Annotated in this window: 25 protein-coding genes; 10 read left to right on the top strand and 15 right to left on the bottom strand. The window is 72.0% G+C overall.

The annotated features are described in order from the left end of the window. Both H293_RS0122410 and H293_RS0122415 read right to left on the bottom strand, forming a co-directional pair. Nucleotides 1–879, bottom strand: an 879-nt coding sequence (locus H293_RS0122410) for a maltotransferase domain-containing protein (RefSeq protein WP_020120081.1), incomplete at its 3' end; no start/stop codon positions are given. Between the two features lie 75 nt (nucleotides 880–954). Then, complete coding sequence (locus H293_RS0122415; RefSeq protein ID WP_020120082.1) at nucleotides 955–1,254, bottom strand: DUF5133 domain-containing protein; 300 nt, start codon at nucleotides 1,252–1,254, stop codon at nucleotides 955–957. Nucleotides 1,255–1,570: 316 nt separating this feature from the next. On the opposite strand from H293_RS0122415, the gene H293_RS0122420 reads away from it, so the two are divergent. Next, entirely contained in the window at nucleotides 1,571–2,065 is a 495-nt protein-coding gene (locus tag H293_RS0122420) for a hypothetical protein (protein ID WP_020120083.1), read from the top strand. Nucleotides 2,066–2,109: 44 nt separating this feature from the next. Then, nucleotides 2,110–4,206, top strand: a complete 2,097-nt coding sequence (gene glgX, locus H293_RS0122425) for a glycogen debranching protein GlgX (RefSeq protein ID WP_020120084.1) — start codon at nucleotides 2,110–2,112, stop codon at nucleotides 4,204–4,206. 177 nt (nucleotides 4,207–4,383) lie between these two features. On the opposite strand, the gene H293_RS0122430 is transcribed toward glgX, so the two are convergent. After that, entirely contained in the window at nucleotides 4,384–5,187 is an 804-nt protein-coding gene (locus H293_RS0122430; protein WP_020120085.1) for a VOC family protein, read from the bottom strand. A 169-nt stretch (nucleotides 5,188–5,356) separates the two neighbouring features. On the opposite strand from H293_RS0122430, the gene H293_RS0122435 reads away from it, so the two are divergent. Continuing rightward, entirely contained in the window at nucleotides 5,357–5,689 is a 333-nt protein-coding gene (locus tag H293_RS0122435; RefSeq protein WP_020120086.1) for an ANTAR domain-containing protein, read from the top strand. A gap of 15 nt (nucleotides 5,690–5,704) precedes the next feature. Here the strand turns inward: H293_RS0122435 and H293_RS0122440 are convergent, their stop codons facing one another. Further along, nucleotides 5,705–6,496 carry an RNA polymerase sigma factor SigF gene (locus tag H293_RS0122440; protein WP_020120087.1) on the bottom strand — a complete coding sequence of 264 codons (792 nt, stop codon included), beginning with the start codon at nucleotides 6,494–6,496 and terminating at the stop codon, nucleotides 5,705–5,707. A gap of 233 nt (nucleotides 6,497–6,729) precedes the next feature. On the opposite strand from H293_RS0122440, the gene H293_RS0122445 reads away from it, so the two are divergent. The 4 genes from H293_RS0122445 to H293_RS0122460 all read left to right on the top strand — a co-directional run bounded on the left by H293_RS0122445 (nucleotide 6,730) and on the right by H293_RS0122460 (nucleotide 9,513). Beyond that, the gene (locus H293_RS0122445; protein ID WP_020120088.1) at nucleotides 6,730–7,185 is read left to right on the top strand and encodes a MarR family winged helix-turn-helix transcriptional regulator; all 456 of its coding nucleotides are present in this window, start codon (nucleotides 6,730–6,732) and stop codon (nucleotides 7,183–7,185) included. Further along, nucleotides 7,182–8,003, top strand: coding sequence for an ABC transporter ATP-binding protein (locus H293_RS0122450; protein WP_020120089.1), 822 nt, complete (start codon nucleotides 7,182–7,184; stop codon nucleotides 8,001–8,003). Before H293_RS0122445 ends, H293_RS0122450 begins: the two co-directional genes overlap by 4 nt. Next, nucleotides 7,963–8,805 carry an ABC transporter permease gene (locus H293_RS0122455; RefSeq protein ID WP_020120090.1) on the top strand — a complete coding sequence of 281 codons (843 nt, stop codon included), beginning with the start codon at nucleotides 7,963–7,965 and terminating at the stop codon, nucleotides 8,803–8,805. The genes H293_RS0122450 and H293_RS0122455 overlap by 41 nt, the downstream gene beginning before the upstream one ends. A gap of 192 nt (nucleotides 8,806–8,997) precedes the next feature. Further along, on the top strand, nucleotides 8,998–9,513 hold the full coding sequence (locus H293_RS0122460; RefSeq protein ID WP_020120091.1) for a hypothetical protein: 516 nt from the start codon (nucleotides 8,998–9,000) through the stop codon (nucleotides 9,511–9,513). 13 nt (nucleotides 9,514–9,526) lie between these two features. On the opposite strand, the gene hemC is transcribed toward H293_RS0122460, so the two are convergent. Genes hemC through H293_RS0122480 form a run of 4 tightly spaced genes read right to left on the bottom strand, consistent with a single transcriptional unit; the run spans nucleotide 9,527 to nucleotide 12,693 of the window. After that, a complete protein-coding gene (gene hemC / locus H293_RS0122465) occupies nucleotides 9,527–10,462 on the bottom strand; it encodes a hydroxymethylbilane synthase (RefSeq protein WP_028808095.1) in 936 nt (311 codons plus the stop codon). Nucleotides 10,463–10,482: 20 nt separating this feature from the next. After that, nucleotides 10,483–10,971: a GNAT family N-acetyltransferase gene (locus H293_RS0122470; protein ID WP_020120093.1), complete on the bottom strand. Its 489-nt coding sequence runs from the start codon at nucleotides 10,969–10,971 to the stop codon at nucleotides 10,483–10,485. After that, complete coding sequence (locus tag H293_RS0122475; RefSeq protein WP_020120094.1) at nucleotides 10,968–11,486, bottom strand: hypothetical protein; 519 nt, start codon at nucleotides 11,484–11,486, stop codon at nucleotides 10,968–10,970. Before H293_RS0122475 ends, H293_RS0122470 begins: the two co-directional genes overlap by 4 nt. 7 nt (nucleotides 11,487–11,493) lie before the next feature. Beyond that, nucleotides 11,494–12,693, bottom strand: a complete 1,200-nt coding sequence (locus H293_RS0122480) for an MFS transporter (protein ID WP_020120095.1) — start codon at nucleotides 12,691–12,693, stop codon at nucleotides 11,494–11,496. 112 nt (nucleotides 12,694–12,805) lie between these two features. On the opposite strand from H293_RS0122480, the gene H293_RS0122485 reads away from it, so the two are divergent. Continuing rightward, nucleotides 12,806–13,795, top strand: a complete 990-nt coding sequence (locus H293_RS0122485) for an ArsR/SmtB family transcription factor (protein ID WP_020120096.1) — start codon at nucleotides 12,806–12,808, stop codon at nucleotides 13,793–13,795. A 51-nt stretch (nucleotides 13,796–13,846) separates the two neighbouring features. Here the strand turns inward: H293_RS0122485 and H293_RS0122490 are convergent, their stop codons facing one another. The 4 genes from H293_RS0122490 to H293_RS0122505 all read right to left on the bottom strand — a co-directional run bounded on the left by H293_RS0122490 (nucleotide 13,847) and on the right by H293_RS0122505 (nucleotide 17,760). Next, a complete protein-coding gene (locus tag H293_RS0122490; protein ID WP_020120097.1) occupies nucleotides 13,847–14,872 on the bottom strand; it encodes a questin oxidase family protein in 1,026 nt (341 codons plus the stop codon). 111 nt (nucleotides 14,873–14,983) lie between these two features. After that, nucleotides 14,984–15,763: an NPP1 family protein gene (locus H293_RS0122495; protein WP_020120098.1), complete on the bottom strand. Its 780-nt coding sequence runs from the start codon at nucleotides 15,761–15,763 to the stop codon at nucleotides 14,984–14,986. Nucleotides 15,764–15,894: 131 nt separating this feature from the next. Then, entirely contained in the window at nucleotides 15,895–16,875 is a 981-nt protein-coding gene (gene ligD, locus H293_RS0122500; protein ID WP_020120099.1) for a non-homologous end-joining DNA ligase, read from the bottom strand. Between the two features lie 135 nt (nucleotides 16,876–17,010). Continuing rightward, a complete protein-coding gene (locus H293_RS0122505) occupies nucleotides 17,011–17,760 on the bottom strand; it encodes an SDR family oxidoreductase (protein ID WP_020120100.1) in 750 nt (249 codons plus the stop codon). 129 nt (nucleotides 17,761–17,889) lie between these two features. On the opposite strand from H293_RS0122505, the gene H293_RS0122510 reads away from it, so the two are divergent. Continuing rightward, nucleotides 17,890–18,579, top strand: a complete 690-nt coding sequence (locus tag H293_RS0122510; RefSeq protein ID WP_020120101.1) for a TetR/AcrR family transcriptional regulator — start codon at nucleotides 17,890–17,892, stop codon at nucleotides 18,577–18,579. A gap of 4 nt (nucleotides 18,580–18,583) precedes the next feature. Here H293_RS0122510 and H293_RS0122515 read toward each other — a convergent pair whose 3' ends face one another. The 3 genes from H293_RS0122515 to H293_RS0122525 form a co-directional block, all read right to left on the bottom strand. Next, entirely contained in the window at nucleotides 18,584–19,267 is a 684-nt protein-coding gene (locus H293_RS0122515; RefSeq protein WP_020120102.1) for a response regulator, read from the bottom strand. Further along, nucleotides 19,264–19,455, bottom strand: coding sequence for a hypothetical protein (locus tag H293_RS0122520; protein WP_020120103.1), 192 nt, complete (start codon nucleotides 19,453–19,455; stop codon nucleotides 19,264–19,266). The genes H293_RS0122515 and H293_RS0122520 overlap by 4 nt, the downstream gene beginning before the upstream one ends. 252 nt (nucleotides 19,456–19,707) lie before the next feature. Then, nucleotides 19,708–21,189 carry an MFS transporter gene (locus H293_RS0122525; protein ID WP_020120104.1) on the bottom strand — a complete coding sequence of 494 codons (1,482 nt, stop codon included), beginning with the start codon at nucleotides 21,187–21,189 and terminating at the stop codon, nucleotides 19,708–19,710. Between the two features lie 319 nt (nucleotides 21,190–21,508). Between H293_RS0122525 and H293_RS0122530 the strand changes: the two genes are divergently transcribed. After that, nucleotides 21,509–22,162 carry a TetR/AcrR family transcriptional regulator gene (locus H293_RS0122530; RefSeq protein ID WP_033415586.1) on the top strand — a complete coding sequence of 218 codons (654 nt, stop codon included), beginning with the start codon at nucleotides 21,509–21,511 and terminating at the stop codon, nucleotides 22,160–22,162. The last annotated feature ends 203 nt before the right edge of the window (nucleotides 22,163–22,365 follow it).

The raw sequence follows: 22,365 nt of genomic DNA on the forward strand, positions 1-22,365 counted from the left end.
GTCGAAGTCCTCGATCGTGCCCAGGTCCGGGTGGACCGCGTCGTGCCCGCCCTCCGGCGAGCCGATCGCCCACGGCACGCCCACATCGTCCGGCCCGGCGGACAGGGTGTTGTTGCGGCCCTTGCGGAAGGTCGAGCCGATCGGATGGATCGGCGGCAGGTAGAGCACGTCGAAGCCCATCGCGGCGATCGCCGGCAGCCGGCGGGCCGCCGTACGGAACGTGCCGTGCGGCTGCTCCGCGGTGCCCTCCGACCGCGGGAAGAACTCGTACCACGACCCGAACAACGCCCGCTCCCGCTCCACCAGCAGCGGCAACGACTCCGACGCCGTGATCAACTCCCGCAGCGGATGGCGGGCGAGCACCGCGTCCACATCCGGCGTCAGCGCACCCGCCAGACGGGTGGCGACCGGCAGGGAGTCGTCCGCGAGGGTCTGCGCCGCGGCCAGCAGCACCGCGTGCTGCGGTCCCTCCGGGACGCCCGCCGCCGCACGGGTGTACAACTCGGCGCCCTCCTCCAGGACCAGACCGGTGTCGAGACCTGCAGGAACCTTTATGCGGGCGATATGGCGCCAGGTGCCGATCGGATCGCTCCAGGCCTCGACGCGGTACGTCCAGCGGCCCTCGACGTCCGGGGTGACCTCCGCGCCCCAGCGGTCGCCGCCGGGGGCCAGCTCCCGCATCGGCGTCCACGGGCCGTGCCGCCCTTCGGGGTCGGTCAGGACGACGTTCGCGGCGACCGCGTCATGGCCCTCGCGGAACACCGTCGCGGTGACCTCGAAGGTCTCTCCCACGACCGCCTTCGCCGGGTGCCTGCCGGACTCGACGGCAGGGCGGACGTCCCGAACCGGGATGCGGCCGATGACCGGGGTGGAACTCATGCTCTCGCCTCCGCCGTGCTCGAGGCCGGGCGCTGACTGCGCCCGGCCGGGGATCGAAGCTGCGCCGGAAGGGGGCTACCTCCCTGCGGGGGAACGTTCCGCGGATCTCGGCGGACCACGTCTGGCGACGGCACCCGCGCGGGGGAGGTCGCTCTGCTCCTGGAGGTAGGCCACCACGCTGCTGCGCAGATAGCGCTCGGCGGCCTCGGCGGCCTCCCGCGCGCAGCGCTTGCCCATCAGCACGCACAGCGTGTAGCCCGAGTCCTCGAAGGTGGCCCGAACCTCGCGGTCGGCGGGGGAGGCCAGCATGACGCGCTCCCAGGCGCGATAGCGCCGCAGGTGCCGGGCGACTTCGGCTTTGGCCGGTAGCAGCATGGCGCCGTTCACCTTTCGGGACTCGGGAGGATCCAGGGCGCGGAGGGGTCCGGGCTCGGGACGATCCAGGGCTCAGGAAGATCCGGGATTCAAGAGATCTTCACTCATGGTGCACGCGTGACGACTCAACGTCTTGTTGGTTCTTCAACCACTTCAGCTGCTCACCGCCTCGGTCGTCGCTCGTGTTGCACGAATGGCGTATCACTCCCACCCTGGAGTGACTCTGAAGCGATCAGCACTCACGCTCCGTGTTTCGGGGCCTGGCCCCGCGGGGGCCGGGAGGAGCGGGAGCTTCGCCGGTGAGGAGCGAGCGACGATGAAGACCGCAGTGCCCTGCTACTACCACCTCGACGTGGAGGTCAGCCCGGAACGGATCGGGCAGGTCAGGCGCATCCTGGCCGCCCATCTGCGGCTCTGGGACCTGGAGACCCTGGTCGAGCCCGTGTGCCGTGGTACCGAACTGCTGCTCAAGGCCATCGACGAGCACGCGACGGACAAGAACACCTCCATCGAACTGTGGTGGAACCGCCAGCACCTCATCACCGCCGTCGCCGAGAACGACTGCGACCTGCGCCCGGACCTGGACCTGCGCGCCTGCCTCGAACGCATCGCCGCGATGAGCGACGGCTGGGGCTGCTGCGCCACCGACACCGGCAGCAAGGTCATCTGGTTCTCGCAGCGGGCCCGCGCCGGCGAGCGCGTCCCACTGGTGCCGACGGCTCCCGCCCCCAGCCTGCGGGAGGTGCTCCAGGTGCCGCGCGAGATGCCGGTCGCGGCCCTGGCCGCCGCCACCGCCGACGGCGGGTGCTGAGCGTGGCGTCGTCCAGGAAGAAGCCGTACCGGAGCGGGAAGCGGGTGCCGGCCTGGAGCGGGCACCCCTACCCGCTGGGCGCCTCGTTCGACGGCGAGGGCACCAACTTCGCGCTGTTCAGCGAGGTCGCCGAGCGTGTCGAACTCGTGCTGGTCGACGAGCGGGGCGCCCACACCGGCGTCCCGCTGACCGAGGTCGACGGTTTTGTGTGGCACGGTTTCGTGCCGGGCGTCGGGCCGGGGCAGCGGTACGGCTATCGGGTGCACGGTCCCTGGCACCCCTCGTTCGGCCACCGGTGCGATCCGGCGAAGCTGCTCCTCGACCCGTACGCCAAGGCGGTGGACGGGCAGGTGGACAGCCACCCCTCGCTGCACACCCCGGAAGCCGACAGCGCCGGGCACACCATGCTCGGCGTGGTCACCGACCCGGCCTTCGACTGGGGCGACGACCGGCCGCCCCGGCGGCCCTACGCCGACAGTGTGATCTACGAGGCCCACGTCCGCGGGCTCTCCCGCACCCACCCGGACGTACCGCCGGAACTGCGCGGCACCTACGCCGGTCTCGCGCACCCCGCGGTGATCGACCACCTGACCTCGCTCGGCGTCACCGCCGTCGAGCTGATGCCGGTGCACCAGTTCGTCCAGGACGGGGTGCTCCAGGACCGCGGCCTCGCCAACTACTGGGGCTACAACACGATCGGCTTCTTCGCCCCGCACAACGCCTACGCCGCCCACGGCACCCGCGGCCAGCAGGTCACCGAGTTCAAGGCGATGGTGAAGGCGCTGCACGCGGCCGGCCTCGAAGTCATCCTCGACGTCGTCTACAACCACACCGCCGAGGGCAACGAGAAGGGGCCCACGCTCTCCTTCCGGGGCATCGACAACGCCTCGTACTACCGGCTGGTGGACGGCGACTGGGAGCACTACTACGACACCACCGGCACCGGGAACAGCCTCCTGATGCGGCACCCCTACGTGCTCCAGCTGATCATGGACTCGCTCAGGTACTGGGTGACCGAGATGCACGTCGACGGCTTCCGCTTCGACCTCGCGGCCACCCTGGCCCGGCAGTTCCACGAGGTGGACCGGCTGTCGGCGTTCTTCGACCTCATCCAGCAGGACCCGGTGATCAGCCGCGTCAAGCTGATCGCCGAGCCCTGGGACGTGGGGGAGGGCGGCTACCAGGTGGGCAACTTCCCGCCGCTGTGGTCGGAGTGGAACGGCAAGTACCGGGACGCCGTACGGGACTTCTGGCGGGGCGAGCCGCACACGCTCGGGGAGTTCGCCTCCCGGCTGACCGGCTCCTCCGACCTGTACCAGCACAGCCGGCGGCGCCCGCGGGCCAGCGTCAACTTCGTGACCGCGCACGACGGTTTCACCCTGCGCGACCTCGTCTCGTACAACGACAAGCACAACGAGGCCAACGGCGAGGACGGTCAGGACGGTGAGAGCACCAACCGGTCCTGGAACTGCGGGGCCGAGGGCGAGACCGACGACCCCGCCGTGCTGGAGCTGCGGGCCCGCCAGCAGCGCAATTTCCTTGCCACCCTGCTGCTCTCGCAGGGCATTCCGATGCTCTGCCACGGCGACGAACTCGGCCGCACGCAGCGCGGCAACAACAACGCCTACTGCCAGGACAGCGAAGTCTCGTGGATCGACTGGGAGCTGAGCGAGGAGCAGCGTGAACTGGCCGACTTCACGCGGTACGTGATCGGTCTGCGCGCGGCCCATCCGGTGCTGCGCAGGCGCCGGTTCTTCCGGGGCGAGACCGTGACCCACGCGGGGCAGCCGCTGCCCGACCTGGTCTGGCTGCTGCCGGATGCCCGCGAGATGGCCGAGACGGACTGGCAGCGCTCCGACGCGCACGCGGTCGGTGTCTTCCTCAACGGCGACGCCATCGCCGAACCCGATCCGCGGGGAAACCGGGTGGTCGACGACTCGTTCCTGCTGCTGCTGAACGGTCACTGGGAGCCCGTCGACTTCCGGCTGCCGGACCCGGCCTACGGCGAGCGCTGGACGACCGTGCTCGACACGGCCGAGCCCCAGGGCGCCGACGAGGCCGAACACAAGGCGGGCACGGAGATGACGGTCGAGGCGCGCAGCCTGGTCCTGCTGTCGAGGCCGTCGCGAGCGGGGGCGTGAAGAGCGTCCGGCCGTCACCGGCCTGCCGGCCGACCGGCTACGACGCCCGTTCGGCGGGCTGCGGCGGCCAGGGCTCGCCGCCGAACCCGGCAGGGGCGCCCGGCATCCGCTTCGGCCCGGGGTCCGTGCCGCGCGGAGCGGGAGAACCGATGAAGGGCGAGGCCCTGCGCCCCGCCCTCAGCGCGCGCGGCGCGAGGTCACCGTGAACTGGGCGCCGTCGGGGTCGCGCAGCACGGCCTCGGCGGCACCTTGCGAGAGCACGCTGCCGCCGTGGACCTCCGCCGCCTTGGCGCAGGCCGCCACGTCCGTGACCGCGAAGTGGACCTGCCAGTGCGGCCGGATCGCGGGATCGGGAGCCGAACCCAGCGCCCCCGACTCGATGCGCGCCACCACGGTGCCGCCGCTGCGCAGCACCACCTCACCGCCCTCGTAGCGGACCTCGCAGCAGTCGGCGCGCTCTGTGGCCCAGTCGAGGACCTCGCCGTAGAAGATCGCGGCGTCGAAGGCGTCGCGGGTGTGCAGTCGCACGAAGGCCGGCTGGGCCCGTCGCCACACCTCCCAGTTGGCGACGAGCTCGCCTTCCCAGACGCCGAAGGTCGCTCCGTCGCGGTCGGAGAGCAGGGCCGCCCGGCCGGGCGGGAAGGACAGCGGGCCGACCGCCAGGGTGCCGCCGCGTTCCTGTACGCGGGCCGCCGCCTCGTCCGCGCTCGGCACCGCGAAGTACGGCGTCCAGGCCACCGCCATCTGCCACATCGACGCCACGGCGGCGATCCCGGCGACCGGCGTGCCGTCCACCAGCGCGACCCGGAAGCGCTCGCCGAGTTTGGCGGGCTTCCACTCCCAGCCGAGGACGGCCCCGTAGAAGTCCTCCGTGGTCTCCTGGTCGCGGCTGGTCAGGCTCACCCAGCAGGGGGCGCCGAACACATGGTGGGTGGAGACGACGTCCGCGGTCGCGGTGGGATGTCCGGGATCGTGGTTCATGGCAGTCGCGTCCTGCTCTCGTCGGCCGGCGGCCGCCGGGCGGTCTTCCACCAGTGTCCGTCCGGAACCGCTTCGGGCGCCTGCCGAGTACCCCGGGGCCGACGCCGAAACGGTGGTCCGTTCGCCTCCGCCCAGTGGCGCGGACCCCTCCGGGTGACACGATGGAGACGTGCCAGTCCTACCGAACGAACCCGCCGGCGAGTCGGACCGGATCTTCGCCCTTCAGGAGGAGATCGGCCAGCTCAAGGAAGCGGTCGCCTCCCACGCGGTCGTGGACCAGGCCATCGGCATGGTCGTCGCGCTCGGCAGGGTCACCCCGGACGAGGGCTGGGAAGTACTGAAAGAGGTCTCCCAGCACACGAACATCAAGCTGCGCTACGTCGCGGAGCTGATCCTCCTCTGGGGACGGTCCGGGGAGATCCCCCCGGAGATCCGCGTGGAGCTGGAGGAGGCTCTCGACCGGTACGGCCCGACGCAGATCCCGGGAGCGCCGCCCGAGTGACTTCCCTCGGGGGGCTCACTCGGCGGCGTCGGCCAGGACCTCCTCGCGCAGCTGCGCGAAGCAGATGCTGAGCAGCCGGGAGACATGCATCTGCGAGATGCCGAGTTCCTCGGCTATGCCGCTCTGGGTCATGCCCCGGAAGAAGCGCAGGTACAGGATGGTCCGCTCGCGCTCGGGCAGGGCTTTGAGGCAGGGGCCGACGGCCACACGGTCGACGACCACGTCGTAGCCGGGGTCGGGAACGCCGAGCGCGTCGCCCAGGGCGTAGCCGTCGGTGCCGGGCATCTCCGCCTCCAGCGACAGCGCCGAGAAGCACTCCAGCGCCTCCGCACCGGCGCGCACCTCGTCCTCGGTCAGGTGCGCCCGCTCGGCGATCTCGGCGACGGTGGGCGCCCGGCCGGGGGTCTGCGAGAGCTCCTTCGAGGCCTGCCGGACCCGGTTGCGCAGGTCCTGCACCCGGCGCGGCACGTGCAGCGTCCACATGTGGTCACGGAAGTGCCGCTTGATCTCCCCGGTCACGGTCGGCACCGCGTACGCCTCGAAGGCGCTGCCGCGGGCCGGGTCGTAGTGGTCGACGGCCTTGACGAGCCCGAGAGCGGCCACCTGGTAGAGGTCTTCGAGGGACTCCCCGCGGCCCCGGAAGCGGACGGCGATCCGCTCGGCCATGGGCAGCCACAATTCCACGAGCTCGTCCCGCAGGGCCTTGCGCTCCGTACCGTCGGGCAGCTGCGCCAGGCGCTCGAACGCCGCGTTGGTGTCGGGGGCGTCGTCGTGCGGATGCGGCTTCGTTCTGGTGGCGACGGGCATGTCGCGCACCTCCCTGGGCGGGTGCTGGATGGACAGACACCGTGGGAGACGCGAACTCGGGCCCAGGAGAAATCCGGAGCCCTGGCGGGGCTCCCACGGACGTGCCTCCTGTCCGAAGCACTCTGTACTGATTCCCGCCTTTGGGTGAAATGAAACAAAAGCGCCAATCATCGCGAATGTGCTTGACCAGTCCTTGAGCGAGATACCTCTGAGGCAGAGGTAATGTCGGGGGTGTGGACGAAGAGACCTTCCCCGAAGAGCTGGCCGACGCCCTCGTCGGCGTCCAGCGGCTGCTCAGGCGCAGACTGCGCGCCGGACTGACCGTGCCACGGCTGCGCGGCGCCGAGGTCGAACTGCTGCGCCTGGTCGAGGCACGGCCCGGCATCGGCGTCTCCGAGGCCGCCAAGGAACTGCACCTGGCCGGGAACTCCGTCTCGACCCTGGTCAACCAGCTGGTCAAGGAGGGCCACCTGGTCCGCGGGACCGACCCCGCCGACCGGCGCGCCGCCCGGCTGCTGCTCACCGACAAGGCCGAGGCACGGCTCAGGGACTGGAAGCAGCGGCGGGTCGCGCTCGTGGGCCGGCACGTCACCCGGCTGGACGCGGCCGATCAGGAAGCCCTGCGCGCCGCGCTCCCCGCCCTGCGCGCGCTCGCCGTCACCCTGCACGAGGAGGCCGAGGAGACATGACATCCGCAGCAGTTTCCTGCACGGGGCTGACCTACGCCTTCGCCGGCACGAAGGCCGTGGACGGGTTCGACCTGACCGTCGAGGAGGGCGAGGTCTTCGGGCTGCTCGGCCCCAACGGTGCCGGCAAGACCACCGCCATCCGCTGCATCACCACCCTGCTCCCCGTCCCGGCCGGCATGATCCACGTCTTCGGCCGCGACACCGCGGGCGACCCGATGGCCGTACGCCGGCTGCTCGGCTACGTCCCGCAGCAACTGTCCGCCGACGCGAACCTGACCGGCAGGGAGAACGTCACCCTGTTCGCCCGCGTCTTCGACGTCGCCCGCAGGGAACGCGCCGAACGCGTCGGCCAGGCCCTGGCCGCCGTCGACCTGACCGACGCGGCCGACCGGCTCGCCGGCACCTACTCCGGCGGCATGATCCGCCGACTGGAGCTGGCCCAGGCGCTGGTCAGCGCTCCCCGGCTGCTGATCCTCGACGAGCCGACCATCGGCCTCGACCCGATCGCCCGCACCGGAGTGTGGGAGCACATCAACGCCGTGCGCGAGGCGACCGGCATGACCGTCCTCGTGACCACCCACTACATGGACGAGGCCGACCAGTACTGCGACCGGGTCGGCCTCATGCACCGCGGCCGCGTCCGCGCCCTCGGCACCCCCGGCGAACTCAGGCGGGGACTGGCCGAAAAGCGGGGCACCGACACCGTGGCGACCCTGGAGGACGTCTTCCGTGACGTCGCCGGCAGCGGACTCGAAGACGAGGGAGGGGATTTCCGCGATGTCCGAAGCACCCGCCGCACCGCGAACCGTGTCGGCTGACATCGGTCTGCTGCTGAAGCCGCCGCAGCCCCGCGCGGGCTGGCGGCTGCTGCCCGCCCGGGTCGTGGCGATGTGCGCCGTCGAGCTCCAGAAGCTCCGCCACGACCGCACCGAGCTCTACACCCGCGCGGTCCAGCCCGCCCTGTGGCTGCTGATCTTCGGCCAGACCTTCACCCGCATCAAGGCGATCCCCACCCACGGCCTCCCCTACATCGACTACCTGGCGCCCGGCATCATCGCCCAGTCGGCGATGTTCATCGCGATCTTCTACGGCATCCAGATCATCTGGGAGCGGGACGCGGGCATCCTCAACAAGCTCCTGGTCACGCCCACCCCGCGCTCGGCACTGACCACCGGGAAGGCCTTCGCGGCCGGCGTGAAATCGCTGATCCAGGCCGTCGTCGTCATCGTCATCGCCGCCCTGCTCGGGGTGTCCCTGACCTGGAACCCGCTCAAGCTCCTCGGCGTCGGCGCGATCGTGATCCTCGGCTCGGCGTTCTTCTCCTGCCTGTCGATGACCATCGCCGGCATCGTGCTCAGCAGGGACCGCCTGATGGGCATCGGGCAGGCCATCACCATGCCGCTCTTCTTCGGCTCCAACGCCCTGTACCCGCTGTCCGTCATGCCGGGCTGGCTCCAGGCCGTCAGCAAGGTGAACCCGCTCAGCTACGAAGTCGACGCCCTGCGCGGCCTCCTCCTCGGCACTCCCGCCCATCTCTCGCTGGACTTCGCGGTGCTCGCCGTGGCCGCCGCGCTCGGCATCACCGCAGCCTCCTCGCTCCTCGGCCGGCTGGCCCGTTGATCATGCGCGGGGAACGTGATGTGCGGCACGCCCGCGGAAGGGATTTTCCGGCCGCTTGGCGGATTCTTCCTGCGCACGGCTTGATCAGCGATCAAAGGGGATGAATTCCCTGGCCACAGCGCATTCTGCTCATTTGACAGTGCATTGTGCACACAGATAGGAAGCAGCTCTCTGAGGTCGAAGAGGTGCACTGTGTACGAGCCGAACGTGGTCGGGGACTGGCAGGAGTACGACGAGCATGCCGGTCTGCGTGTCCGCGTCCACCGTCTGGAGGCGGCCGAGCCGCCGCGGGGACGCGACGACGCCGCCGAAGGGCTCACCTATTTCAGCGTCCGTGTGACCGTCGAGAACCGCGGCGCCCTGCATCCGACGGTCCATCTGGAGGACGGTCAGATCGACGTGCGGATCGGCCCCGACGGCGAGAGCGCCTTCATCGACTGGCGCAACTCGCAGTTCATCGAGGGCTTCGACGTCTACCCGCTGCGCCGCGTCACCGCCGTGGTGTTCGCGGCGGGACCGGAGGCGAGCCTCGGCCAGATCGACGTGCAGATCCAGTTGCGGGTCGACGACGACTGGGCCGACCGCCGGCTGTGGGCGGGCGGCATCGGACTCGACGAGCGGACCGCGCACCCGGGCGTGGGCCGCGAGGGCCTGGCCTGCCAGGTCAGCAACTTTCTGCGGGACCAGGCCGAAGAGGGCACCGCCTGATCCCGCCCCTGGGTCAGTGCGGGATGCCGTCGATGATCTCGCGGGCACCCTGACGCAGCAGCGCTACCGCTACCGAGGTGCCCAGCGTGGCCGGATCGAGCCGGCCCGCCCACTCGTGGGCGTTCAGCCGGGTCTTGCCGTCCGGGGTGAACACACAGGCCCGCAGGGACAGTTCGTCACCGTGGTCCACGCGCGCGTACCCCGCGATCGGGCTGTTGCAGTGGCCCTGGAGGACGTGCAGGAACATCCGCTCGGCGGTCGCCTCCCGGTAGGTGTCCGGGTCGCCCAGCGCGCTGACAGCGTCGATCAGCTCGGTGTCGCCCTCCCGGCACTGCAGCGCGAGGATGCCCGCGCCGATCGGCGGCATCATCGTCTCGGGGGAGAGGACCTCGCTGATCACGTCCTGGCGGCCGATGCGTTCCAGACCGGCCACGGCGAGCAGCAGCGCGTCCGCCTCACCCGCCTCCAGCTTCGCCAGCCGCCGGTTGGCGTTGCCGCGGAAGGGCACGCACTCCAGGTGCGGGTGGGTGGCGGCCAGCTGGGCCACCCGGCGCACCGAGGAGGTGCCGACCCGGGTCCCCTCCGGAAGCTCGTCCAGGGTGAGGCCGCCCGGGTGGATCAGGGCGTCGCGGATGTCGTCCCGCTTCAGGAACGCGGCGAACGCGGTGCCCGCTGGGAGCGGCCGGTCGGCGGGCACGTCCTTGACGCAGTGCACCGCGAGATCGGCCTGGCCGGCCAGCAGTGCGGCGTCGACCTCCTTGGTGAACGCGCCCTTGCCCTCGACCTTGGACAGGTCGCCCATCCACTTGTCACCGGTCGTTCTCACCGGGACGACCTCGGTGCGCACGCCGGGGTACAGGGCTGTCAACTCGCTGCGCACGCGCTCCACTTGGGCCAGTGCCATCGGCGAGTCACGGGAGACGACACGGATCAGTTCCGGGAGGGACATGCGGGACATGATAGTCCCTGTCAAGGGTCGGTGTTTGACGCTCGGGGAGGAACGGGTAGGGAGTAGCGCACCTTTTGCCTGGCACGGGCGCCGATCCGGTCGTAGAACCGGATCGCACCGTCGTTCCAGGTGGGCGTCTGCCATTGCACCTCGCCGAGGCCCAGCGCACGGGCCTCGGCGATCACGGCGTCCATGAGCAGCACGCCGAGTCCGAGACCGCGGTGCCCGGGAAGCAGGAACAGGCAGTCCATGTGCAGGTACTCGCGGCCCTCCCAGGTGGAGAGTTCGGGTGCGCAGGTGGCGTAGCCCACGAGTTCGCCGTCCGGGAGTTCGGCCACCAGGCAGCGCAGGCGGGGCGCGGGGGTGTCGAAGAGGAGCGCGGCCAGTCTGGCGGGCAGGTCGTCCGAGGGCGGCGCCGCCTGTTCGTACTCCGCGTGCCGGGCGGCGAGTTCGGCGACCGCGGGGAGATCGGCGCGCTCGGCGCGCCGGACGAGGGGAGCGTCGCTCATCGGACGTCACCCGTCACGGTGTCCGCACCCCAGGCCGTGAGACGGTCGGCGAGCGACCCGGTGCCGTCCAGGACGTGCCGCGAGTACGCGTCCCGCTCGTGCGCGAGTACGGCGGCCTCCCACACACAGGGCGAGAGCCCCGCCCGGCCGGGCCGCAGCGCGTCGGGCTCGCCCACCGGCCCGGTGAAGATCGCCAGGTCCGCCATGTCGCCCTCGATCCAGCTGTGCACCAGGACGTAGTCGCCGTCGCCGCCCGCGTGCACGATCAGGACGGCCAGGCCCAGGGAGCCCCGCAGCGGGCCGAGTTCGAGCTGCCGCGCGGCGATCCGCAGCCCGGCCTCGGCGTCCTTGGCCGACACGGTACGGCCGGGCGCCTCCAGCGCGTAGACCTTCACCAGGTGCCCTGCGGCCTCCCTGAGGCCCAACGGCCGGGCGGGACGGGCGTGGTGGCTGCCGGCGAGGGCGAGCAGGGCCTCGGTACCGACCGCCGCGGGCAGTTCCTCGTGAAGATCCATCCGGCCATCATCGGACGCCGGACTCCGGCCCGTCCACCGTCTCCCGCGCGACGACGGTGTCCGGCCGGGACAGCACCACCAGTGCCACCGCCGTGAGCACCCCGCCGGCCAGGAACGTGCCGCGTGTCCCGGTCAGCGGCAGCAGCACCCCACCGAGCAGGGCGCCGGCGGCCACGCCCCCGTTGAACGCCGCCGAGTTGGCCGCCAGGGCCGTCTCGGTGCGGCCCGGGGCGACCCGCAGCACCTGGCTCTGCGTCGCCATGAACGTCGGTGCCACCGAGGCCCCCAGCAGCATGAGCAGCACGACGGTCGCCACCTGGCTGCTGCCGGCCGCGTACAGTCCGACCAGTGCCACGGCCTGGCCGGCGACCGGCACGGTCAGCGTGGCCCGCGGGTACCGGTCCAGCAGCCGTCCGGCCACGGTGACCCCGCCCAGCGCCGCCGCCCCGAACGCCATGAGCACGGCGCTCACCGCGTCCCGGCCGAACCCGCTCACCTCGTCCAGGAAGGCCACGACGTAGGTGAACCCGGTGAACGCCCCCGTCACCGAGAGCGCGGTGGTGGCGAGCACGACCGCGAACCGGCGCCGGTCCGGCGCGGTCCCGTACGCCGCATGCCCCTCTTGCGGACGCGAGGTCGGCAGCAGCACGGCCACCGCGACCAGCGATACGACGGCGAGGGCGCCCAGCACCCCGAACGGCGCCCGCCAGCCGCTGTGACCGCCCAGCCACGTCCCCGCCGGCACCCCGGCCACCGTGGCCAGCGAACCGCCCACCGACAGCAGCCCGATGATCCGGCCGCGCCGTTCGGGCGGGAACAGGCCGACCGCGACCGGGCCCATCACCGCCCAGAACAGCGCCTGGGCCAGCGCGGTCGCCACCCGGGCGGCCAGCAGCAGACCGTACGACACGGTGGCGAGCGCCGAGACCCAGCCGGCCACCGCGAGCACCGCGAGCAGACCGGTCATCAGATACCGGCGCGGCACGGACCGGCTGACGTGCGCCAGCGGAAGCGAGGCGATGGCCACCGCCAGGCCGTAGCCGGTGACCAGCGCGCCCACCGAGGTGAGCGAGACCCGCAGATCGTCCGCCATCAGGGACAGCAGACCCACCGGGAGGTTCTCGGTGGTGTTGAAGGTGAACGCCGCCAGCATCAGCGCCGTGACGACGGCGGCACTGCGCCAGGGGGCCGGACGTACGCTGCCCATCCAACTGCCTTTCCGGGGTGGGGAAGAGGGACGGCAAGCGTGCTGGGCCGACGCGCACCGGCTCTACTCTTTCGGTCCAGGACGAATCACCGACCGCCCACGGGAGGCCGCCTTGGCGCTGACCCTGCGTTTGGGGACCGACGACCTCAGTCGGTGCCGGTTCGCGGTCTCCCCGCTGTGCCAGACCCACGAGGCGCTGCGCATGCTGCGCCGCTCCGCCAGGCACGGCTACCACCGGGCCTGGCTGCGCCGCGCCGCGCCCGCCGTGACCGGGCTCGACCTGTCCCCGCTGTGGCTGTTCATCCCGCCGGTCGGCGGCTACACCCCCGACTTCCTGGGGCCGCCGCCCGAGGAGCCGTACCCCCGCTTCGAGGACGAGCTGGCCCGCGTACGCGCCACCGACCCCGCCCTCGCCCGCACCGAGATGGCCCGTTCGCTCGCCTGCACGCCGGGGCTCGCCGAGTCGGCGCGGGGCCGGGCCGCGCTCGACTACCCGGCCGCCACCGTGCGGCGCCTCGCCGACCTCACCGAGCAGGCCTGGCGGACACTGGTAGCCCCGGACTGGGCACGTCATCGGGCCGTGCTGGAGGCCGACATCGCGCACCGCTCCCGGCAGGTGGCGGACGCCGGGCTCGACGCGTTGTTCACCGGTCTGCACCCGGACGTCGACTGGGCCGGCGGAAGCCTCACCCTTCCCGTGCGGGGCGACCTCGAGGACGCCCAACACGCCGACGGGCGAGGCGTGCTGCTCATGCCGAGTGTGTTCGTGTGGCCGGACGTGGTGAGCGGCTTCGCGCGGCCCTGGCAGCCGACGGTCATCTATCCGGCGCGCGGCATGGGCGCACTGCACGGCGACGGGGTGCCGCGCCCGTCGCAGGCGCTCGCGCGGCTGCTGGGGCGGCAGCGTGCCGCGGTTCTGGCGGGGCTCGGGGACCCGGCCTCGACGACCGACCTGGCCCGCCGGCACGGCCTCGCCCCCTCGACCGTCTCCGCCCACCTGGCGGTCCTGCGCGAGGCGGGCCTGCTCGGCTCGCGCAGGCAGGGCCACCGGGTGCTGTACGGGCGGACAGCGCTCGGTGACGCGGTGGTGGCGGGCGCCTGACCGTCCGGCGGTCCGGGCCGGCTGCCGAGCGCGGCGGGTCCGGCCACAGGCTCAGGCGAGCGGCTCGCTGAGTTCGACCGAGCGCAGGGCTGCCGCCAGGGCCTGCTCGTCGCCGATGTCCAGGGCCGTGTCGGTGAGCTTGATGACGTGTTCGTCGCCGTGGGCGAGGGCTCGTTCCACGACCTCTTCCGCGGTGAGGCGCGCGGGAGGGACGTAGGCGACCGGTGCCGGCGGCGCGTACATCGCCGTGACCGCCGCCGACGCCGTCCACGCCGCGTGCAGGCTCGGCACCCACTGGTCGCGGGGCAGGGAGTCCAGGGTCCGCAGCACGGCGTTGGGGGCCGTGGCCGCGTGCACGAGCATGGTCGGCTCGCCGTGGCCGTGGGTGGCGTAGCGGTGGGTCGTGGCGCGCACGAGCTCGGTGAGCCGCTCCTTCGCGGTGTCCGGGTCGGTGACGCCGTGCGCCCACACGGGCAGGCGGCGTACGGCGGCCAGGCGGTTCCGGAACCCCAGGTGCCCCGGCTCGATGGCCGGCACCGCTGCCAGGGCGTCCACGGCGGTCGGCGCACCCGGCAGCTCCACGAACCCGGTCACGGGCTGGTGCCGTGCCGCCCAGTAGCCCAGCGCGTGCGCGAGTTCGGTGAGCCGGGGCGCGTTCTCCTGGGCCTCCAGGGCGCGGACGGCGTGGCCGACCCGGATGACCGTGTGCGTGGCACCGCCGTACACGCCCGGCAGCAGGCGCGGCCACCACTCGGCGAGGACGCCCTTCCAGGGGCGCTCGGCGAGCGTACGCGAGAAATAGTCGGTCCAGTCCGCCATCCGGCGCGGATCACCCAGTGCCGAGGGCCAGTTGTCGTCCGTCACGGGGGCGGTGCGGTCGGGGAAGTCCTCCAGCTTGTCCCGGTACAGGTCCAGCCACCGGTGCACCGAGCCGGCCTGTCCGTGCGCGGCGAGCGCCTCGACCACCATGGGGGCGTGGTTGCTCAGCCAGCCCTCGCGCTCCGGGCCGGACGCGTGGACGCGGTCCAGGGCCTCTTCGAGGTACCCGCTCGTGCAGCTCGTATCGGTCGTGTCCATGAACAGGACGCTATGCCGGGGCGGTTCGGCGGGGATCGGGCGCGGGACGGAATCCGGCGGTGCCCGGAGTCCTAGGTCCCGCGCCCTACGGCGCCCGGGAGCGTGGCCGGGTCAGGCGTTGGGGTCGAAGGAGATCCCCGACGGCTTCGCCGACGACAGGTGCGCGGCGAAGTTGGCGTCCTTGAGACCGAAGTTGGCGCTGCCGAAGTCGTACGCGCTCAACTTGTCGCGCAGAGCCGTCGACGGGTAGCCGTTCCAGCCGACCAGCGGCGGGTACTGCCAGGTGCCCTTGGCGTTCTCCGGGGGCTCGTCACCCGAGTTGGCCAGCCGGAAGCAGTGCGTGCTGATGCCGTCCTTGTGGTAGACGATCTTCGCGTGCGTGCCGTCGAAGCGGACGCCGGAGGCCGCGCTGACCGTGAACGAGCCGTGGTTGGACGTCGACACGTACTGGACCGCGCCGTTCTGCACCCAGATGACGACGTGCTCCCAGTCGTTGCGGTGCCCGCCGATGCCGCTGTTGGCTATTGCCTGGTCCTTCTCGAAGTACAGGCCGTACAGGTAGGCGCACCAGCCGTTGTCGCACTTGTAGCGCGAGTACGTGTTGGTGTTGTCGAGGTCCGAGGCGTCATGACAGCCCCCGCTGAGCGAACCCGTCGGGTTCAGGCCGCCGTTGATGGTGCCGTCGGGGCCGATGGCGGGCGTCGAGTAGCAGCCGTCGGTGTCGTAGTCGAAGGCCGGCTGGTAGGTGTACTCGGTGCTCTCGGCGTTGGCGGGCAGCGCCTTGGGCGGGGCGGCGAACGCGACGGAAGGAAAGGCGACGACGAGCGCGGCGGCGCCTGCCAGACCGGTGAACCACCTCGTGCGGTGCCTCTTGAACGACGGTGACGCCACTGCGTCCTCCTCGGGGTCCGGGCGCAGCCCAACGGCTGTGGGGTTACTGGGTAGTTCAGCTTCCCGGCTTTCCATGTCCGCGCCAAGTTGGTGAAGGCATCGCTCCGGTTACGGCTTGCCCAACACCGGGATCATGGAGGCGCGTCGGGGAGATCGGCCGAGGAGTCCTCCGGCGCGAGATCGGGCCGCAGCCGCAGCCAGGACGGCTGACGCAGCAACCCCGCCCGGGTACGGGTGCTGTAGCGGACCTCGCCCACCAGCCGGGGCAGCACCCAGTGCGCACCCGGGACGCGCGGCACGGGATCGAAGGGGCACACGTCCGTCGCCGCGGACGCCAACAGCGAGGCGAGCTCCGTCCGTTCCGTCTCGCTCCAGCCGGTGCCCACATTGCCGACGTAGCGCAGCCGCCCTCCGTCCCGCTGTCCGACCAGCACCGCGCCCGGCAGGCCGGTGAGCCGGCCCTTGCCGGGCAGCCAGCCGCCCACGAGGACGTCCTCGCTGCGCATGTTGCGGATCTTGATCCAGGCGCGGGAGCGCACTCCGGGTTCGTACACCGAGTCGAGCCGCTTGCAGACCAGGCCCTCCAGACCGTGTTCACGGGTGGCGCGCAGGGCCTGCTCGCCGTGACCGACGAGGGCGCCGGGCGTGGACCAGTGCGGCCCGGAGAGCTCAAGCTCCTCCAGTCGCGCCCGCCGCTGCGTGTAGGGAAGGGTGAGGAGCGAGCGCCGGCCCAGGTGCATCAGGTCGAACAGCACGAGGTGGACGGGCGCTTCGGCCGCCCGGCGTGCGGCTCTGGCCGGGGCGTGCGCCAACTGCATGCGCGGTTGCAGCAACTGGAAGTCCGCGCGGCCCTGTTCGTCCAGCGCCAGGATCTCCCCGTCGAGCACCGCGGGTGTGGTGCCGAGCGCAGCGCCCAGTGACCGCAGTTCGGGATAGGCGCCGGTGATCTCCTCGCCGGACCGGGCGCGCAGCACCACGTCGCCGTTCCCGGCGAGGTAGGCCACCACCCGCTGGCCGTCCTGCTTGGTCTCGTAGGCCCAGCGCGCGTCCTGGGAGGCGGGCGGCAGGGTGCCGGGGGTGGCGAGCATGGGCGGGATCAGCGGGAGGGTCACGGGTCAGTTGTCGACACGGGCACCGGCCGCCACGCGCCCCGCACACCGGTTTCCCCTGAACGGGCGCCGCCCGGGTGCCTTCCGCGCGGAACTCCAGGGTGAGGTTCCCGATCGCGAGGGCTGTGAGGAGATGGGTCAGATGATGCCGCCGTTGGCCCGCAGCACTTGGCCGTTGACCCAGTGACCGGCCGGGCTCACCAGGAACGACACGACGTTGGCGATGTCCTTCGGCGTCCCGAGCCGCTCCAGCGGGGGCTGGGCCGCCAGGCTGGCGACGGTCTCCTCGTCCTTGCCGTCGAGGAAGAGGTCGGTCGCTGTCGGCCCGGGGGCCACGGCGTTGACGGTGACGTCACGGCCGCGGAGCTCGCGGGCGAGGATCAGGGTCACGGCCTCGACCGCGCCCTTGCTGGCCGCGTAGGCGCCGTACCCGGGGGAGGCGAGCCCGACGACCGAGCTGGAGAGGTTGACGAGCGCACCGCCCGGGCGCAGTCGGCGGGCGGCCTGCTGGTCGACGGCGAAGGTGCCGCGGATGTTGGTGCGGTACAGGGCGTCGAGCTCGGCGAGGTCGAGCTCCGCGATCGGGGCCAGCGGCATCCGGCCCGCGGAGTGGACCACCACGTCGACACCGCCGTACGTGGCCTCCGCCACGTCGAACACGGCGGCGACCTCGGTCTCGTCGGCGACGTCCGCGCGGGCGGCGCGGGCGGTGCCGCCCGCCTTCTCGATGGCGTGCACGGCCTCGTCGGCGGCGTCCTTGTTGCCCGCGTACCCGACGACGACCGCGAACCCGTCCGCGGCGAGTCGCTGGGCGATCTGCCGTCCGATGCCGCGCGATCCGCCGGTCACGATCGCGACACGCTGGTCCGTCCGGGGCTGAGTGGTCATGACTGCATCCTTTGTCAGCACTGCTGCTGTTAGCGTTGCTACGATTGTTTCGTATCGAAGATAACACGGGATCGTAGCGACGGTAACCCCCGACTCGTATCGATGCTACGAATGGCGTACGGTGGGGGCATGGACGCGAGGGAAAAGATCCTGGAAGCGGCCACCGAGCTGCTGGCCGGTGCGTCGGCCGCCGATGTCTCCACGCGCGCGGTGTGCGAGAAGGCCGGGGTGGGCGCGCCGATGCTCTACCGGCTCTTCGGCGACAAGGCCGGCCTGCTGGCCGCCGTGGTCGACCGGGGATTCGAGCGGTACCTCGCGTCCAAGCGGGCGGCGCGGCCGAGCGAGGATCCCGTCGAGGACCTGAAGAGCGGCTGGGACAACCACATGCGCTTCGCGCTGGAGCACCCCAGCCACTACCGCCTGATGTACTCGCCCGAGCTGACCGTGCCACCCGCAGCGGCCCGCGAGGCGCACGACCTGCTGCACGGGATCCTCGAACGCTGCGCGGCCGCAGGGCGGCTGACGGTGCCGCCCGCGCTGGCCACGCAGATGATCATGTCCGCCAACGTCGGGGCGGCCCTGTCGATGCTGACCAGGCCCGAGCAGTACGCGGACCCGACGTTCTCGCAGCGGCTGCGCGACGCGGTGCTGGACTCGGTGACCCGGCGCGCCGACACCGACGCACCGCGCAAGGACGACTCGGTGCCCGTCGCGGCCGCCACCCTCGCGGCCCGGCTGCGTGCCGACCTGCCGGCGACGCTCACGACGGCCGAGTCGGCCCTGCTCCAGCAGTGGCTGCGGGAACTCTCCGAGAGATGAGGGATCAGCGTTCCTCGGGCGGCAGCGCCTGCACCAGACCCGACTGATAGGCCATCACGACGAGCTGGGCGCGGTCCCGGGCGCCGAGCTTGGTCATCGCGCGGTGGACGTGGGTGCGCACCGTCAGGGGGCTGACGAAGAGCTTCTCGGCGATCTTCTCGTTGGAGTGCCCCTCGGCGACCCACGCCATGACCTCGCGTTCCCGGCCGGTGAGACCGGTCAGGTCGTCGGCGGCGGCGAGGCGGGTGCCGAGTCCCGGGGCCGCGAGGAAGCGGGTGATCAGGGTGCGGGTGGCGCCGGGGGAGAGCAGGGAGTCACCGGCAGCCACGGTGCGGATGCCGGAGAGCAGGGCCTCCGCGGTGACGTCCTTGCCGAGGAAACCGCTGGCCCCGGACCGCAGCGCCTGCGCGACGTACTCGTCGATCTCGAACGTGGTCAGGATCAGCACCCGCGTGTCCGACAGCTCCGGATCCGCGCAGATCACGGAGGTGGCGGCCAGGCCGTCGGTGCCCGGCATGCGGATGTCCATCAGGATCACGTCGGGACGGTGGACGCGCGCCAGGTCGACCGCCGCGGCACCGTCGGTGGCCTCCGCGACCACCTCCATGTCGTCACACGAGTCGATGAGGATCCGGAAGGTGGCCCGCAGCAGAGCCTGGTCGTCGGCGAGCAGTACGCGGATGGTCATGGGGTCCGTTCCTGGCGTTCCGGGACAGCGGGGGCGAGGGGGAGCCGGGGGCGCCCCGCCGGGTCCGGCCGGTCGGCGCCGGGGTGGTCCTCCCCGCTGTACGGCAGCCCGGGCAACCGGAGCCCGGTCGTCAGGGCGACGACCGTACGGACATGATCGTCGGCGTAGCGCCGCAAGGGGATGCTCATGGGCTCTCCGGTCGTCCTGGAACCATGGTGGCCGAGGTGCGCCGGGTGCGGCCGCCGCGACCCGTCCCGGCCGAGTGGGTCACGCGTCCCCACCTTCACGGTCCGGGTCGCCAGTCTTCCCGAACGGAGTCCGTTCGTCGTCGTACCACCGCCGACATTCGCGTCTACTGAGAACGCAGTACATGCCGGGGGCCGGATCCTCCCTGGGCAGGACCTGACGGCCGCCGGGCGGCGGCCGTCAGGTCGGGAGCGTCAGCGTCCGGACGCGGTACCGGCCGACGTCTCCGCGGCCGGTGCCGAGGCCGCAGCCGGGACCGCGGCGCGCGGGCGCGGGATGAAGGAGGCGAGGGCGAAGGCGAGGAGCGCGGCACCCGCGCCGAGCGCCATGACGGTCTTGAAGCCGTTCTCGGAGGGCAGCGCGTAGCCACCCAGATCGATGGTCATCTGGGCCAGTACGACACCGGCGAGGGCGCTCGCCGTCGACGTGCCGATGGACCGCATCAGCGTGTTGAGGCTGTTGGCGGCCGCCGTCTCGGAGGCGGGCACGGCGCCCATGATGAGGGCGGGCATGGAGCCGTACGTGAACCCGATGCCGGCGCCGATCACGCAGGACACCAGCACCAGGTGCCAGACCGCGGACATCAGCACGATGTTCAGCCCGTAGCCGGCGGCCACGATCAGCGCGCCGATCATGAGCGTGACCTTCGGACCCTTGGCCTTGGAGACGGCCGCGGAGACCGGCGCCAGGGCCATCATCACCAGGCCGGACGGGGCCATGACCAGGCCGGCGGTCAGCAGGGACCTGCCCAGGCCGTAGCCCGTCTGGGTGGGCAGCTGGAGCAGCTGCGGCAGTACCAGCGACATCGCGAACATCGAGAAGCCGATCGCGATCGACGCGAGGTTGGTGAAGAGCACCTGGCGGCGGGCGGTGGTGCGCAGGTCGACCAGTGGCTGGGCGGTGCGCAGTTCGAAGAAGCCCCAGGCCAGCAAAATGATCACGGCGGCGACGAACAGGCCGAGCGTGGTGCCGCTGGTCCATCCCCAGTCGGCGCCCTTGGAGACGGCGAGCAGCAGGGAGACCAGTCCTGCGGCCATCCCGACCGCGCCGACCGCGTCGAAGCGGCCGCCGGTGCGCACCTGCGACTCCGGCACGAACGCGAGAACCAGGACCAGGGCGATCGCGCCCATCGCGGCCGAGGCCCAGAACAGGACGTGCCAGTCGAAGTTGTCCGCGATCAGCGCGGCGGTCGGCAGGCCCAGGGCGCCGCCGACGCCGAGGGAGGCGCTCATCAGCGCGGTCGCACCCGCCAGGCGCTCGGCGGGCAGTTCGTCGCGCATGATGCTGATGCCGAGCGGGATGACACCTGAGGACAGGCCCTGCAGGGCGCGGCCGACGATCATCGGGACCAGGGCGTCGCTGAGTCCGCAGACCACCGATCCGACCACCAGCATCACGACGCTGACCAACAGCATCCGGCGCTTGCCGAACATGTCGCCGAGCCGCCCGACGACCGGGGTGGCGACCGCTGCCGCGAGCAGGGTGGCGGTGACCGCCCATGCGGTGTCCGAGGCCGGGGCGTCGAGCAGCCTGGGCAGCTCCGGCACGATCGGGATCACCAGGGTCTGCATCAACGAGACGACGATTCCGGCGAAGGCCAGCACCGCCACCACGGCGTTCGGACGCGGCGGGGCCACGGCACCCGGGTCGGTGGAGCCGGCGGGAGCGTCGGACATGGAAGGGCCTCCAAGGGGAGCGGGGCGGGTTCCGGGATAAATTAAGTCAGGTGATTGACTTAGAGTACTGGGTGCGGCTGTCGTGGTCGTGCGGTGGCCGCCGGGGGTGGCGAGGAGGGGGTCGGTCCTGGAGCGCGAGGCGCCCGTGCCGAGCCGCTGCGAGAAGGGCGGCGCTCGCGTGCGTTGTCCCGCGCGCCGTTCCCGACCTGCTGTTGCGTAGGCTTCCGGCACTGGAACTCGCCGCACCGCCGGCGGACCTCAGGCGGCTCGAGGGACTGGCCGTCGGAGGGTTCTGCGAAGTCCCGGTGCGGTGGTGAGCATGGCGGGCAGGACGGTACGCGAGGAACAGGTCAGCGCGACCCGGGAGCTGATCCTGACCGCGGCCGAGCGCCTCTTCGCCGAGCGCGGTGTCCTCGCGGTGTCCAACCGGCAGGTCAGCGAGGCCGCGGGGCAGGGCAACAACGCCGCGGTCGGTTACCACTTCGGCACCAAGGCCGACCTGGTCCGGGCGATCGCCCGCAAGCACCAGGTCCGTGTCGAGTCGATCCGCGCCCGGCTGCTGGCCGGGGCCCGCGGCTCCACGGACGTACGCGACTGGGTGGACTGCCTGGTCCGGCCCGTGCTCGAACATCTCGCGGAGCTGGGCAGCCCCACGTGGTTCGCCCGGTTCTGCGCACAGGTCATGACCGACCCGGTGCTCCAGCAGATCATGGTCGAGGAGTCCATGACCTCGCCCTCGCTCCAGCAGATCGTCGAGGGCCTGAACCGCTGTCTGCCCGAACTGCCCGCCGACGTCCGCGCCGAGCGCGGCGAGATGGCCCGCCATCTGATCGTGCACATGGCCGCCGACCGCGAACGGGCCCTCGCCGACAACACCCCGACGCCCCGTGCCAGCTGGCACGACGCCGCCACCGGACTCGGTGACGTCGTGGTCGCCATGTGGACGGCTCCGGTCACTCCGACCGGAGCGTGACGGCGTTACTCGAGTGGGGCAATGAGGCCGCTGGGGTGAGGGGAGTGCCCTCCCCGCGAACGGACCCTCTCCATGCACGGCACGTCCAGCGACAGGCCCGCCGTCGCCCGTGGTGCCGGTTCGCGCCTCCTGGCTGCAGGACGTGGCTGAACTGGGCGCTGCCGGGCCGGCGTTGGCCGCCGTCGGCTGGATCGGAGGGTGCC

The sequence above is a fragment of the Streptomyces canus 299MFChir4.1 genome (genome assembly GCF_000383615.1).
Lineage (GTDB): Bacteria > Actinomycetota > Actinomycetes > Streptomycetales > Streptomycetaceae > Streptomyces > Streptomyces canus_C.

Coding starts and splice junctions, on each gene's coding strand:
- H293_RS0122415 (WP_020120082.1), bottom strand. CDS start 1,254: ATGCTGCTACCGGCCAAAGCCGAAGTCGCCCGGCACCTGCGGCGCTAT.
- H293_RS0122420 (WP_020120083.1), top strand. CDS start 1,571: ATGAAGACCGCAGTGCCCTGCTACTACCACCTCGACGTGGAGGTCAGC.
- H293_RS0122430 (WP_020120085.1), bottom strand. CDS start 5,187: ATGAACCACGATCCCGGACATCCCACCGCGACCGCGGACGTCGTCTCC.
- H293_RS0122440 (WP_020120087.1), bottom strand. CDS start 6,496: ATGCCCGTCGCCACCAGAACGAAGCCGCATCCGCACGACGACGCCCCC.
- H293_RS0122450 (WP_020120089.1), top strand. CDS start 7,182: ATGACATCCGCAGCAGTTTCCTGCACGGGGCTGACCTACGCCTTCGCC.
- H293_RS0122455 (WP_020120090.1), top strand. CDS start 7,963: ATGTCCGAAGCACCCGCCGCACCGCGAACCGTGTCGGCTGACATCGGT.
- hemC (WP_028808095.1), bottom strand. CDS start 10,462: ATGTCCCTCCCGGAACTGATCCGTGTCGTCTCCCGTGACTCGCCGATG.
- H293_RS0122470 (WP_020120093.1), bottom strand. CDS start 10,971: ATGAGCGACGCTCCCCTCGTCCGGCGCGCCGAGCGCGCCGATCTCCCC.
- H293_RS0122475 (WP_020120094.1), bottom strand. CDS start 11,486: ATGGATCTTCACGAGGAACTGCCCGCGGCGGTCGGTACCGAGGCCCTG.
- H293_RS0122480 (WP_020120095.1), bottom strand. CDS start 12,693: ATGGGCAGCGTACGTCCGGCCCCCTGGCGCAGTGCCGCCGTCGTCACG.
- H293_RS0122490 (WP_020120097.1), bottom strand. CDS start 14,872: ATGGACACGACCGATACGAGCTGCACGAGCGGGTACCTCGAAGAGGCC.
- H293_RS0122505 (WP_020120100.1), bottom strand. CDS start 17,760: ATGACCACTCAGCCCCGGACGGACCAGCGTGTCGCGATCGTGACCGGC.
- H293_RS0122510 (WP_020120101.1), top strand. CDS start 17,890: ATGGACGCGAGGGAAAAGATCCTGGAAGCGGCCACCGAGCTGCTGGCC.
- H293_RS0122515 (WP_020120102.1), bottom strand. CDS start 19,267: ATGACCATCCGCGTACTGCTCGCCGACGACCAGGCTCTGCTGCGGGCC.
- H293_RS0122520 (WP_020120103.1), bottom strand. CDS start 19,455: ATGAGCATCCCCTTGCGGCGCTACGCCGACGATCATGTCCGTACGGTC.
- H293_RS0122525 (WP_020120104.1), bottom strand. CDS start 21,189: ATGTCCGACGCTCCCGCCGGCTCCACCGACCCGGGTGCCGTGGCCCCG.
- H293_RS0122530 (WP_033415586.1), top strand. CDS start 21,509: ATGGCGGGCAGGACGGTACGCGAGGAACAGGTCAGCGCGACCCGGGAG.